The sequence below is a fragment of the Mesorhizobium sp. M7A.F.Ca.US.005.03.1.1 genome (assembly GCF_003997975.1).
GTDB classification, from domain to species: domain Bacteria; phylum Pseudomonadota; class Alphaproteobacteria; order Rhizobiales; family Rhizobiaceae; genus Mesorhizobium; species Mesorhizobium ciceri.
Genome location: NZ_RZRO01000037.1, coordinates 15,156 through 27,052, shown reverse-complemented (window position 1 = coordinate 27,052; position 11,897 = coordinate 15,156). Strand labels below are relative to the sequence as shown.

The window sequence follows — 11,897 nt, the reverse complement described above, 5'->3', positions numbered from 1 at the left end:
ATTCACGGACGGAGCTTTCATGCGCATTTTCACCGCCTCGCTGGCGACGGAAACCAACACCTTCTCGCCGGTGCCGACCGATAGGGCTTCGTTCGAGATGGCCTTCTATGCCGGGCCCGGCAAGCACCCGGAAACGCCGACGCTGTGCTCCTCGCCGATGGTGGCGCTACGCCGGCGTGCGGTGGCCGAAGGCCTCGATGTCATCGAAGGCACCGCCACCTGGGCCGAGCCGGGCGGCCTGGTGCAGCGGCAGACCTATGAGGCTTTGCGCGACGAGATTCTGGGCCAGCTCAAGGCGGCGCTGCCGGTCGATGCTGTCATCCTCGGCCTGCATGGCGCCATGGTGGCGCAAGGCTATGACGATTGCGAAGGCGATCTGCTCGAACGGGTTCGCGCAATGGTCGGGCCGGAGGTGGTGATCGCCGTGGAACTCGATCCGCACAGCCATCTGACACCGAAGCGCGTCGCGGCCTCCGACATTCTCGCCTATTTCCTCGAATTTCCGCACACCGATTTCTACGAGCGCGGCGAACATGTCGTCGAGCTTGGCCTGGCAGCAGTGCGTGGTGAGATCAACCCTGTCATTTCGACCTTCGACTGCCGCATGATCCAGGTGCTGCCGACCAGCCGCGAGCCGATGCGGTCCTTCGTCGATCGCATCAAGGCGCTGCACGGCAAGGACGGCGTGCTGTCGGTCTCCGTCATCCACGGCTTCATGGCGGCCGATGTGCCCGAGATGGGCACGCGCATCCTGGTCGTCACCGACAATGACAAGGCCAAGGGCGACGCGCTGGCGGAACGGCTCGGGCGGGAACTCTACGCGCTGCGCGAAAAGACGGCGATGACGATGCTGAGTGCTGCCGACGGCATCGATCGGGCGCTGGCCGTGCGCACAGAAAATCCGGGCAAGCCGGTGGTCATCGCCGATATCTGGGACAATCCCGGCGGCGGTGTGCCCGGCGACGGCACCTTCGTGCTGCGCCAGATGCTGGCGCGTGGCCTGGACAGGTTCGCCGTCGCGACCATCTGGGATCCGATTGCGGTCACCTTCTGCCTGGCGGCAGGCGAGGGCGCAATCATCGACCTGCGCTTCGGCGGCAAGGCCGGGCCGCAAGCCGGCGAGCCGATCGATGCGCGCGTGCGCGTGCTGAAGGCGGTTGCGGAGGGCTGGCAGAGTTTCGGGCCAAGCCGGGTGACGCTTGGGCCGACGGCGCTGGTCCGCCTCGAAGGCACCGAGGTCGACATCATCCTCAACACCAACCGCACGCAGACTTTCGAGCCGGATATCTTTTCCAACATCGGCGTCGATCCGCTAGCCAAGGACATGCTGCTGATCAAGTCGACCAATCATTTCTACGCCGGCTTCGAGCCGATCGCCGCCGAGATCATCTATGTCTCGGCGCCGAGTTCGTATCCCAGCAATCCGGCGGTGACCGATTACAAGAAGCTGACAAGGCCGGTGTGGCCGAGGGTGACGGATCCTTGGAAGCTGCCAATCTCCCCCACGAGGGGGGAGATTGGCTAATCACACCAACCCGCGCTTGGCCATCATCGCTTCCGGCGACGGCATCTTGCCGCGGAAGGCGGTGTAGAGTTCTTCCGGATCCTTCGAGCCGCCGGCCGCGTAGATGTTCTTGCGCAACCGCTCGGCGAGTGCCGGGTTGAAGGGGTCGCCGGTTTCCTCGAAGGCGGCAAAAGCATCGGCATCGAGCACTTCCGACCACATGTAGGAATAGTAGCCGGCCGAATAGCCTTCGCCGGAAAAGACATGGCCGAAATGCGGGGTGCGGTGACGCATGGCTATGGTGTCCGGCATATGCAGTTCTGCAAGCGTTTCGGCTTCGAAACGAAGCGGCGCTTCAGGCGCCTCCGCCCGCGCGTGATAGGCCATGTCCATCAAGGCGGAGGCGGTGAATTCGACCGTGGCGAAGCCGGCGCCGAAGGTGCGCGCGGCCAGCATCTTGTCGAGCAGCGCCTTGGGCATCGGCTTGCCGGTCTTGACGTGCAGCGCGTGCTTCTCCAGCACTGCCGGCACGGTCAGCCAGTGCTCGTAGAGCTGCGAAGGCAGTTCGACGAAATCGCGGCTGACCGAAGTGCCCGAAACCGAGGGCCAGGTGACGTCGGTCAGCATGCCGTGCAAAGCATGGCCGAACTCGTGGAACAGCGTTTTGGCCTCGTCGACCGACAGCAGAGCCGGCTCGCCCACCGGCGGCTTGGCGAAGTTCATGATGTTGTAGATGACCGGGCTCGCACCGTGGCCGAGCCTGTAGCCGGATTGCAACGCGCTCATCCAGGCGCCGGATCGCTTTGACGGCCGGGCGAAATAGTCGGCCAGGAAAAGGCCGCGCTCGCTGCCGTCGGCATTCTTCACCACGAAGACGCGGGCGTCCGGATGCCAGGCCGCGATGTCCTTTTTCTCTTCGAAGGTGATGCCGAACAGCCGTGTCGCCACGTCGAAGCAAGCGTCGATGATCCGGTCGAGCTGCAGATAGGGTTTCAGTTCCGCCTCGTCGAAGGCGAATTTCTCCGCGCGCAGCTTCTCCTGGTAGAAGCGCCAGTCCCAGGCAGCGAATTTTTCGTTGCTGCCGGCTGCGGTGGCCAGCCGTTGCAATTCGATCTGGTCGCTTGCTGCCTTCTCAAGCGCCTTTTCCCACACCGGATCGAGCAGCGCGTGCACGGCCTTCGGCGTCTTGGCCATGGTGTCATCGAGCTTCAGCGCGGCGAAAGAGGCATAGCCGAGCAGCTTTGCCTTTTCGGCCCGCAGGCGCAGCATGTCGCGCACCACGTTCGTGTTGTCGGTGGCGCCGCCATTCTGGCCGCGCATGGTGAAGGCGCGGAAGGCGATCTCGCGCAGATCGCGGCGTTCGGAGAAGGTCGAGAACGGCTCATAGATCGAGCGCGACAGAGTGACGGCATAGCGGCCCTTCTGGCCGCGTATCTCGGCCGCTTCGGCCATGGAACTTTTCACGAAGTCCGGCAGGCCGGCAAGGTCGGCTTCATCGAGGAACAGCGCCCAGTCGCGCTCGTCGGCCAGAACATTCTGGCCGAAAGCTGTGCCGAGCGAGGACAATTCCTCGCTGATGCTTGCCAGCCGCTTCTTGCCGTCGGCGTCGAGCTTGGCGCCGGAACGGACGAAGCCCTTCCAGGTCTTTTCCAGCACCCGCAAGGTCTCGGCGTCGAGCTTCAGGCTCTCACGGCGCTGGTAGAGATCGTCGATGCGGGCAAACAGCCGCTCATTCATTGAAATCGCCGAGAAATGCCTGGACATTTTCGGCGAGATGTCGCGCTCTAGCGCCTGGATCGTCTCATTGGTGTAGGCGCCGGCGCGGCACCAGAAGATCGACGAGACACGATCGAGCGCTTCGCCGCCGAGTTCCAGCGCGGCAAGCGTGTTCTCGACGGTCGGCGCATCCTTGTTGCCGGCGATCGCCTCGATCTCGGCCTCGTGCGCCTTCAGCGCCGCGTCGAAGACCGGGGAGAAGTCGCCGTCGCCAATGCGCGTGAAATCGGGCAGGCCGAGCGGCCCCTGCCACGCGGTCAGCGGATGGGCGGCGAGGTCGACGGCTTTCGTGGAAGGCATGGACAGTCTTTCGTTGGTGAAGCAGGCAGGTGGGTCGTACCCGATGTAGGGCGCGGCCGGCGGACCCGCAATATGCGGATTTGGCCGATATCGCCCTCAAAAGCCGTCGCAGTTTTCGGCGATCGCCGCTTGTGAACTGGCGGTGATGCGGTTGTCGGTGACCGCGAAAGTTTCCTGCATCAGCATGTCGTTGTTGGGGAAATCGTAGCAGGCGACCACCGTGGTGACGCCGCCTTCGCTTTTCTCGATCCGGTGCCGGATCGCAGCACCGGCAACGGCACCTTTCCATTCGTCGATCGAAGCGATGAATTCCTGCTTGCTTTGCACGATGCCGAGGTCGTCCAGCTTGATGCGGACATCGTCGGCGAGCAGGTCGGACAGTTCCGTGCGGTCGGCGACCAGCAGCGCCGAATACCAGCGGCTGATGAGGGCACGATCATCGGCGCGGGCGGCAATAATCGCCAGCAGCAGTGCGGCCGCCACAAAAGCGACCGACCTGATGTTCACCAGCTTGCGCGCCGCCGCGTTCATCCCAGCTCCGGCCGTTCGAAATCGCCAGTCTCCTTGTTCATCGTCCAGAGTTCGCCGGTCGAGATATCGAACCAGGCCCCATGCAGCGACAGCCGTCCCTTGCCTTCGAGAATCGAGACGCAGGGAAAGGTTCTGAGGTTGGCGATGGAATAGCGGATCGAGATGCGCTCCAGCGCGGTCTGGCGCTCCGAAGCGGTCATGAAGGTGCTGGAGGAGACGGTTTCGGCCGCCGGCGCGATCAGGCTCATCCACTTGCCGATGAAGTCGCCCGGCGACAGCGGCGTGGAATTGGTGTCGAGCGCGGCCCGGATGCCGCCACAGCGGCCATGGCCCATGACGACGATGTTCTTGACCTTGAGGCTCTGCACGGCGAATTCAAGCGCCGCCGAGGTCGAATGGAACTCGCCGTCGGGTGCATAGGGCGGCACCAGATTGCCGACATTGCGCAGCACGAAGAGTTCGCCCGGCCCAGCGTCGAAGATCGCCTCGGGCGCCGAACGCGAATCGCAGCAGGCGACGATCATCGTCTCCGGCGCCTGGCCTTCGCGAGCGAGATCGCGATAGCGCCCGCTCTCGGTGAGATAGCGGCCATTCATGAAATTGCGATAGCCGGCGAGAAGATGTTCAGGGAGATGGGACATGGGCGGCGTCTGGAGCCTTTCCGAGTTGGATGCGGCAGCTCGTTGCGGTCTAGAGAGGCTCTAGCGGCAAAAGCCGGTCGCGAGCAATGCAGAATTATGAGGGCTGGCTAGAAATGCCATGCATCCAGCGCAACCGTGGCCAACAGCGTCACGCCCAGATGGCGACGGGAATGCCAAAGCTATCGCGGCCCGGCGGGTCGGGAAACGGCCGCGCCTCGCCGCTGGCGATGCGACCGGCGATCAGCGTCATCGCGGCTGCGTCGAGGAAGTCATCAGCGGCGGCACCGCGGGGCGGCGGCTGGTCGAGAAAGCCCTTATCATAGCCGAGCCGGCAGAGCAGCGCCTTGCGTTCCGCCATGCCGGCCGGATTGATGCTGCCCTTGATCTTCTTCGGCAGTTGCATGGCTTGATCGCCGTTCAAGCGGCAGAAAGCGACTTCCGGATGGGATTCGAACACGCGGCCGCGCAAATCGGGCCGCGCGATCAGCAGGGCGTCGATCTCGCGGATCTTGGCAAAAATGCCGAACGCCTGGATCGAGACGCCGCGCGGCGGATCGGATGTGGTCAGGGCCACCGCGCTTGCCCTGATGTGCGCGGCATACCAGGCTTCGATGGTGGTGAAGCCGTTGGTGTCGGCATAGAGCGCGGCACGGGACGGGATCGAGAAGACACTGGACTGGCGTGCCCCGAGCAGCGGCCGCACCAGGGCTTCGGGGCCGCGCCCGCCCTTGCCCGAAAAGCCGGGCAGGCCGATCGGCATGTCGACGGCGATGACAGCGTCTTCGGGAAGGGATGCGAGCAGGGCAGTGAAGGTTGCAAAGACACCGACCGACGGTGCCATGCCAAAAGTTCGTCGGACGGCGATCCAGCCGGCCTTGCAGCCATCGACGCCGACAAGTACGGCCTCAGTCGATGTCACGCCCGGCGGCCCCGCCCTGGATGTGTGAGGTGGCGAAGCTGGACCATCGCCATCGGATGCGACAGGCTCTGCGCATCGGTTTCTAGCTGCAGTTCGTCGCCGCCGCGCTTGGCAGTGCGTGCCAGGATCTCGTAGACCGCCGCCGTCGTCGATTGCAGCGCCTTGATCGGTGGCTGGCCGGACAGGATGCGTGCCAGGTAGACGGCCGCCGTCAGATCGCCCAGGCCGTTCGGCGGCTTGTCGATCAGGCGGTGTTCGGCGAGCAGCGCCTGGCTGCTATCGAGCAGGAGGTTGCCGGTGCCGCCCGTCATCATCGACGGCGCCGAGGTGACCAGCATGGTCGATGGCCCGGCATGCAGCGCCGCCGCGATCACCGATTTCATGTCTGGCAACGCGGCGCCGGCCATCCATTCCAGTTCGTAGCGGTTAGGGGTGGCTATGTCGGCGATCGGCATCAGCCGATCGCGCATGGCGATGGCGGTCGGTTCGGGCACATAGAGGCCGCCCGAATCACCCATCACCGGATCGCAGATATAGACGGCGCCGGGCGTCCTTGCCTTGACCGCGGCGACCAGCGAGGCGACGGCCTCGGCCTGGCCCGCCTCGCCGAGATAGCCGGACAGCACGGCGCCGACCTCACCCAGCCATGGCGCCCGCTCGAGATCGGCCATCAGAGCCTTGAACTCGTCGAGCGGCGGCACGATGCGCGTCGCGCGCCCATGGCCGGGATGCCAGGGCAAGATGACGGTCGGCACCGCCCAGACCGGGAACCCCAGGGTCTCCAGCGCAAAGACGGCGGCACGGTTGCCGACCGAGCCACGCGCGACATGGCTGGAAATGACGATGACCGCACGCGGCGCGTCGGTTTGTTCGGCGCTCATTGTCGTTTGATTCCTAACTGCCCCGGATGACGTAAAGCACGAGCCAGACCATCAGGCCCAGCGCCAGCAGCAGGCCCAGCGTGCGGCCAAAGCGGGTGCCCCAGACTTCGATCGGATCGGCACGATCGGCATCGGCCGCGGTGACGTGATCGTGCATGCCTTTCGCTGCCCGCGCTACAAACGAGTTGCCGGCCGGATCCGTCTCGCGCGCAATGCGCTCGAGGATACGGCGCGATTCCTTGTCGCTGTCCTGGCGTTCCGCCATGATGATGTCCCGTTTTGCCGGACCTTATCGCGTTCGCACGGCCAATCACAGAGCCTTGCAGCGGCACCGGGCGTGCCAGGCGAGGGGCTGCCGGCGCGGGCGGTTTTCTTGCGCGCTGATTGTGGTAATGCTTCGCGTGCAACTTCTACCGAGGGACCCCATCATGTTTGCCCAGCGCCTTGCCTTGCCGTCCACGTTCCGCACGCTGCCCGCCTTCCTGATGATGGCGATCGTGCTGCCGCTGCTTGCAGGCTGCGGCTATAACACCATCCCGACGGCGGAAGAAAATGCCAGGGCGGCATGGAGCGAGGTGCTGAACCAGTATCAGCGCCGCGCCGACCTCATCCCCAACCTGGTCGAGACGGTCAAGGGCTATGCCTCGCATGAAAAGGATACGCTCGACGCGGTGGTCGAGGCGCGCGCCAAGGCAACGCAGATCACGGTAACACCGGAAACGCTGAAGGATCCCGAAGCCCTCAAGAAGTTTCAGGATGCCCAGGCGGGGCTGACCAGCGCGCTGTCGCGGCTGATCGCGGTCTCGGAGGCCTATCCCGACCTCAAGGCCAATCAGAACTTCCTGGCGCTGCAGGCGCAGCTCGAAGGCACCGAGAACCGCATCGCGGTGTCGCGGCGCGATTACATCCAGGCGGTCAGGGACTACAATCTGACGCTGAGGACGTTCCCCTCGATGCTGTGGGCGACCTTCTGGTTCCGCGGCAACGAGCCCTTCGCCAATTTCACCGTCGCCGAAGACAAGATGCAGCCGCCGAAGGTCGATTTCGGCACGAAGCAGGGCGGGTGAACGTCCACTGTCATCGGAATAAATCCCCCGAAATGACGGGCTGCTGGCGTGCAAACACCCCCCTCTGTCCTACCGGACATCTCCCCCTCAAGGGGGGAGATTGGCAGCTTCGGCGCTGACGCCCATCTTGCGACGTTGAAAATTGGTGAAAGTGGAGATGGCGGCCAATCTCCCCACTTGAGGGGGAGATGCCCGGCAGGGCAGAGGGGGGCGCTCCGGAACGCAAGCCTAGGGTTCCTTTTCGCTCTTCTAAGCCTCCTCTTCCTCCCCTTCACCGCCCTCGCGGCCGATCTCCCGGCGCTGACCGGCCGTGTCGTCGACAATGCCGGCATCATCGACGCCGCGACCAGGGCGGCGCTGACCCAAAAACTCGCCGATTTCGAGACAAAAGGCTCCGACCAGATCGTCGTCGCGACGATTCCCAGCCTCGATGGCGAGGAGATCGAGCCTTACGCCAACCGGCTGTTCCGCTTCTGGAAGCTCGGCCAGGCGAAGGAAAACAATGGCGTGCTGCTGCTGGTGGCCCCGAACGACCGCAAGATGCGCATCGAGGTCGGCTATGGGCTGGAAGGCACGCTGACCGACCTGCACACCAAGCTGATCATCGAAAATGACATGGTGCCGGCCTTCCGCGCCGGGGACTTCTCGGGCGGTATCAGCAAGGCCGTCGACGACATGGTCATGGTGCTGGAAGGCAATCCGGAGGAGCTGGAGGCGCGCGGCGAGCGCAACCAGCAAGCGCCTTTCGATTCCGACGACCTGTTCTTCGCCGTCTTCATCAGCATCTGGGCGATCATCTTCTTCGGCAGCATTGCGGCTTCCGTGCTGCCGCCGATCTTCGGCCAGAAGCTTGGCCCCGGCCGCTACCGCTGGCTTGGCATGACCTTCGAGCCAAGCCGGCGATCCTCCAGTGGCGGCTGGTCGTCGGGGAGTTCCGGCGGCGGCTGGTCTTCGGGGTCAAGCGGCGGTGGCGGATTTTCCGGCGGTGGCGGATTTTCCGGTGGCGGCGGCTCGTCGGGTGGTGGCGGTTCTTCAGGAAGCTGGTGAGACAGATCATGGCAACACGACCAATTAGCCCGCAGGATCATGAGCGCATCGCAACCGCGATCCGCGCCGCCGAGGAGAAAACCGACGGCGAAATCTACTGTGTCGTGGCGCATGCCAGCGACGGCTATTTCTTCCCGGCCGCCTTCATGGCGACCGTGTGCATGCTGATCGTCAGCCTGGCTGTCGGCTACGGTCTGGAGGCCTGGTGGCTGTCGATCCGGCTGCCGCATTTCGTCCTCGCCCAGCTCCTGGCGCTTGCCTGCCTGCTGGCCTTGTTGTGGGCGCTGCCCGGCCTGCGCATTCACTTGGTGCCGAGGCGGCTGCGCTACCAGGCGGCGCACGCCAACGCGATCAAGCAGTTCCTCGCCCGCAACGTCCACCGCACCACGGCGCGCACCGGCGTGCTGGTCTTCGTCTCGATCGCCGAGCGCTATGCCGAGGTGGTCGCCGATTCGGGTATCGACGCCAAGGTCGGCCAGCATGTCTGGGACGGCGTCGTACGCGACCTTACCGCGCATGCCGGCGACGACCGGCTTGCCGACGGCTTCGTCAAGGCGATCGAGTTGGTGGGTGCGGTGCTGGCCGAGCATTTCCCGGTCACTGCGGGCGACAGCAACGAACTCGACGACCATCTCGTCGAGATTTGAGCCTTTCCACAGAAGTCTTGAAGGCCCCTCACCAGCGCGGTGATCGCCTGTGAGAAAGCAGCCGGCTGGCCGCCCGGACCCTTGCAATCGGGCGATGCGGGTTTATGGTTAACAAATCATGAATACGCTGACGATCGACATCCGGAAAGCCGACCCGCGCGATGCCAGTGCCATCGCCGAGGTGCATCTGGAAGCCTGGCGCGGCGCCTATTCCGGCATCATTCCGCACCGGACCCTGACATCGATGATCAACCGTCGAGGCGCCGACTGGTGGGCGAATGCGATTCGCCGCGCCGCCACCGTTCTGGTCGTCGAAATCGGCGGCAAGATCGCCGGCTATGCGACGATCGGCAAGAACCGCGCCCGTGAACTGCGCCAGCAGGGCGAAATCTACGAATTGTACCTGCGCCCGGAATATCAGGGCATCGGGCTCGGCAGCCGCCTGTTTTCGGCGGCCAAGGCGCGGCTGGCCGATCACGGGCTGAAAGGCATGGTCGTGTGGGCGCTGGAGGACAACCAGAACGCGCTTGCCTTCTATGCCGGCGCCGGTGGCCGCGATGTCGCCGAGGGCGTCGAGATCTTCGAGCAGAAGGCGCTGAAGAAGGTCGCTTTCGTCTGGGAATGACAACCCGGCCTTTCGGCAATTGGGCGTTCCATTCGCACCCAGCACCATTCGCCGCATTGCACCATGACGCGCCGCCCGCTATCGATCGTCCATCGAGAGAGGGATTTAAGCCATGCGCATTGAAGCCATAGCCAGCGGAAAGAATCCGCCTGAGGACGTCAACGTCATCATCGAGGTGCCGATCGGCGGCGAGCCGATCAAGTACGAGATGGACAAGGAGGCCGGCACGCTGTTCGTCGACCGCTTCCTGCACACCTCGATGCGCTACCCCGGCAATTACGGCTTCGTGCCGCACACGCTGTCGGGCGACGGCGATCCGATCGACGTGCTGGTCTGCAACACGCGCGCGCTGGTGCCGGGCTGCGTCATCAACGTGCGGCCGATCGGGGTGCTGATCATGGAAGACAATGCCGGCCAGGATGAGAAGATCATCGCCGTGCCGTCGCCAAAACTGACGCTGCGTTACGAGAATGTCACCGAATACACTCAGCTGCCCGACATTACGCGCCAGCAGGTGCAGCACTTCTTCGAGCACTACAAGGATCTCGAGCCCGGCAAATGGGTCAAGATCGAAGGCTGGCACGATTCCAAATATGCCAAGAAGATGATCGTCGACGCGATCGAGCGGGCCAAGGCGACCAAGTAGCCCGATCCGTCAGTTGTCGACCCGGCCGAAGGCCGGCACTTTGCCGATGACGGTGTGTCTGTCCTTGCCGCAGGCGAAGGTGCGTGCCTTGTCGTCGGCAAGCTTGCGCGCCTGGTCGTTGGCGGCGGGATTGCCGGTGGCCAGCACCAGGCCGACGGTGCAGCCGTCGCGGGCGTCCATCTGGCCGACCTTGGCGACGAGCAGCACCTCGGTCGGCTTTTTCTCGTCCTCGGGATTGCTGATCGAGCGGCGATGGATGACGGCATAGGGCACTGCCGTGTCGCCCTTGGTTTCGATGCGCCATTCGACTTTGGCTCCGGACGAATTGAGGCCGGAAAAGCTTTCCCAGACCGTCGTCATGTCGCCGCCGGGCGGAAAACCGTAGAACAGCGATTCACGGGCGTCGTCATAGGCGATCAGTACGGGATAGCCGCGATAGCCTGAACAGGCGAGTTCGGCCCAGTCGCCGTCGCCTTCTTCTGCCTGCGCGTAGGTCACGCAGTCCGTTTTCGAATCCAGATCGGTGTAGGCGCTGGAAATGCCGTCGGCTTGCGCCGCCTGACCGAGACCGACCAGGACAAGCGGGATCAGAATGGCACGCATGGCGGTCAATCTCCGTTGCAAGCCGCCGCAGCGTAGCGCCAAACGCTATTTCTTCAAGCTGGCTTGGATCAGCAGGTCGGCATTGCGGGCAACCGCTTGCGCCGGACCGCCGAGGCCGAACAACTGGCCGCTGATATAGGCGCCCTCGATCAGCAGCAGCAGGCCGTCGCCGAGCGTGTCTGGGTCTTGCGCGCCCATCGCAGCCGCCATGGCGCGCAGCCGGCGGCGCAGTTCCTGCTTGTTGGCCTCGCTGACCACGCGAGCCGGGTGGCTGTGGTCGGGATATTCGACCGCCGCATTGGTCATGCCGCAGCCGCGATAGTCCGCCACCTGCGTGCGCTTGCCGATGCGGGTCAGGAAAGCCTTGATCTGAGCGCGCGGGTCGCCGGGATGAGCGGCGACCGCCTCGTCGAAGCGCTCCCAGTATTCACGGTCATATTGCCTGAGATAGGAAGCGGCCAGTTCGTCCTTGGACGGAAAGCTGCGGTAGAGGCTGGGCTTGGTGACGCCGGCACGCTTGACGATCTCGTCGACGCCGATCGCCCTGATGCCGCGCCGGTAGAACAGGTCATAGGCCACATCGAGGATCTTCTTGGCGGCTTTCGGCGGAGCGGATGCATGACCGTCGCTGATGGTCAGTTCAATATTTTTGTCGGTTGGCATCGTGTGACTCGATTGACAATGTTACCGATCGGTACGTATACATGTTC

The 11,897-nt window shown here is 64.2% G+C and carries 14 protein-coding genes; 6 read left to right on the top strand and 8 right to left on the bottom strand.

The features are described from left to right. The first annotated feature begins 19 nt into the window (after positions 1–19). Positions 20–1,525 (top strand): M81 family metallopeptidase, encoded by a 1,506-nt coding sequence (locus tag EN990_RS16985; protein WP_013528985.1) that lies wholly within the window; start codon positions 20–22, stop codon positions 1,523–1,525. Here EN990_RS16985 and EN990_RS16980 read toward each other — a convergent pair whose 3' ends face one another. The 6 genes from EN990_RS16980 to EN990_RS16955 all read right to left on the bottom strand — a co-directional run bounded on the left by EN990_RS16980 (position 1,526) and on the right by EN990_RS16955 (position 6,817). Beyond that, positions 1,526–3,580 carry a M3 family metallopeptidase gene (locus tag EN990_RS16980; RefSeq protein WP_013528986.1) on the bottom strand — a complete coding sequence of 685 codons (2,055 nt, stop codon included), beginning with the start codon at positions 3,578–3,580 and terminating at the stop codon, positions 1,526–1,528. A 96-nt stretch (positions 3,581–3,676) separates the two neighbouring features. Beyond that, positions 3,677–4,111, bottom strand: coding sequence for a hypothetical protein (locus tag EN990_RS16975; RefSeq protein WP_013528987.1), 435 nt, complete (start codon positions 4,109–4,111; stop codon positions 3,677–3,679). After that, complete coding sequence (locus EN990_RS16970; protein WP_013528988.1) at positions 4,108–4,752, bottom strand: carbonic anhydrase; 645 nt, start codon at positions 4,750–4,752, stop codon at positions 4,108–4,110. Before EN990_RS16970 ends, EN990_RS16975 begins: the two co-directional genes overlap by 4 nt. A 148-nt stretch (positions 4,753–4,900) precedes the next feature. Continuing rightward, complete coding sequence (locus EN990_RS16965; RefSeq protein ID WP_013528989.1) at positions 4,901–5,671, bottom strand: DUF429 domain-containing protein; 771 nt, start codon at positions 5,669–5,671, stop codon at positions 4,901–4,903. Next, positions 5,668–6,552, bottom strand: coding sequence for a pyridoxal kinase PdxY (gene pdxY / locus EN990_RS16960; RefSeq protein ID WP_064995967.1), 885 nt, complete (start codon positions 6,550–6,552; stop codon positions 5,668–5,670). Before pdxY ends, EN990_RS16965 begins: the two co-directional genes overlap by 4 nt. Before the next feature lie 13 nt (positions 6,553–6,565). After that, the gene (locus tag EN990_RS16955) at positions 6,566–6,817 is read right to left on the bottom strand and encodes a hypothetical protein (RefSeq protein ID WP_013528991.1); all 252 of its coding nucleotides are present in this window, start codon (positions 6,815–6,817) and stop codon (positions 6,566–6,568) included. A 163-nt stretch (positions 6,818–6,980) separates the two neighbouring features. Between EN990_RS16955 and EN990_RS16950 the strand changes: the two genes are divergently transcribed. The 5 genes from EN990_RS16950 to ppa all read left to right on the top strand — a co-directional run bounded on the left by EN990_RS16950 (position 6,981) and on the right by ppa (position 10,584). Then, the gene (locus tag EN990_RS16950; protein WP_013528992.1) at positions 6,981–7,619 is read left to right on the top strand and encodes a LemA family protein; all 639 of its coding nucleotides are present in this window, start codon (positions 6,981–6,983) and stop codon (positions 7,617–7,619) included. A gap of 177 nt (positions 7,620–7,796) precedes the next feature. Further along, positions 7,797–8,666 carry a YgcG family protein gene (locus tag EN990_RS16940; protein WP_127388330.1) on the top strand — a complete coding sequence of 290 codons (870 nt, stop codon included), beginning with the start codon at positions 7,797–7,799 and terminating at the stop codon, positions 8,664–8,666. Positions 8,667–8,674: 8 nt separating this feature from the next. Beyond that, positions 8,675–9,313: a TPM domain-containing protein gene (locus EN990_RS16935; protein ID WP_027163695.1), complete on the top strand. Its 639-nt coding sequence runs from the start codon at positions 8,675–8,677 to the stop codon at positions 9,311–9,313. A gap of 118 nt (positions 9,314–9,431) precedes the next feature. Further along, positions 9,432–9,938 (top strand): GNAT family N-acetyltransferase, encoded by a 507-nt coding sequence (locus EN990_RS16930; protein ID WP_013528996.1) that lies wholly within the window; start codon positions 9,432–9,434, stop codon positions 9,936–9,938. Between the two features lie 112 nt (positions 9,939–10,050). Next, positions 10,051–10,584, top strand: coding sequence for an inorganic diphosphatase (gene ppa / locus EN990_RS16925; protein ID WP_127385704.1), 534 nt, complete (start codon positions 10,051–10,053; stop codon positions 10,582–10,584). Positions 10,585–10,593: 9 nt separating this feature from the next. On the opposite strand, the gene EN990_RS16920 is transcribed toward ppa, so the two are convergent. Further along, positions 10,594–11,187 (bottom strand): hypothetical protein, encoded by a 594-nt coding sequence (locus EN990_RS16920; protein WP_027163693.1) that lies wholly within the window; start codon positions 11,185–11,187, stop codon positions 10,594–10,596. A gap of 45 nt (positions 11,188–11,232) precedes the next feature. Further along, positions 11,233–11,850, bottom strand: a complete 618-nt coding sequence (locus EN990_RS16915; RefSeq protein WP_127368956.1) for a TetR/AcrR family transcriptional regulator — start codon at positions 11,848–11,850, stop codon at positions 11,233–11,235. Positions 11,851–11,897 lie beyond the last annotated feature (47 nt).

Coding starts and splice junctions, on each gene's coding strand:
- EN990_RS16975 (WP_013528987.1), bottom strand. CDS start 4,111: ATGAACGCGGCGGCGCGCAAGCTGGTGAACATCAGGTCGGTCGCTTTT.
- EN990_RS16935 (WP_027163695.1), top strand. CDS start 8,675: ATGGCAACACGACCAATTAGCCCGCAGGATCATGAGCGCATCGCAACC.
- pdxY (WP_064995967.1), bottom strand. CDS start 6,552: ATGAGCGCCGAACAAACCGACGCGCCGCGTGCGGTCATCGTCATTTCC.
- EN990_RS16970 (WP_013528988.1), bottom strand. CDS start 4,752: ATGTCCCATCTCCCTGAACATCTTCTCGCCGGCTATCGCAATTTCATG.
- EN990_RS16955 (WP_013528991.1), bottom strand. CDS start 6,817: ATGGCGGAACGCCAGGACAGCGACAAGGAATCGCGCCGTATCCTCGAG.
- EN990_RS16950 (WP_013528992.1), top strand. CDS start 6,981: ATGTTTGCCCAGCGCCTTGCCTTGCCGTCCACGTTCCGCACGCTGCCC.
- EN990_RS16920 (WP_027163693.1), bottom strand. CDS start 11,187: ATGCGTGCCATTCTGATCCCGCTTGTCCTGGTCGGTCTCGGTCAGGCG.
- EN990_RS16980 (WP_013528986.1), bottom strand. CDS start 3,580: ATGCCTTCCACGAAAGCCGTCGACCTCGCCGCCCATCCGCTGACCGCG.
- EN990_RS16930 (WP_013528996.1), top strand. CDS start 9,432: ATGAATACGCTGACGATCGACATCCGGAAAGCCGACCCGCGCGATGCC.
- EN990_RS16985 (WP_013528985.1), top strand. CDS start 20: ATGCGCATTTTCACCGCCTCGCTGGCGACGGAAACCAACACCTTCTCG.
- ppa (WP_127385704.1), top strand. CDS start 10,051: ATGCGCATTGAAGCCATAGCCAGCGGAAAGAATCCGCCTGAGGACGTC.
- EN990_RS16915 (WP_127368956.1), bottom strand. CDS start 11,850: ATGCCAACCGACAAAAATATTGAACTGACCATCAGCGACGGTCATGCA.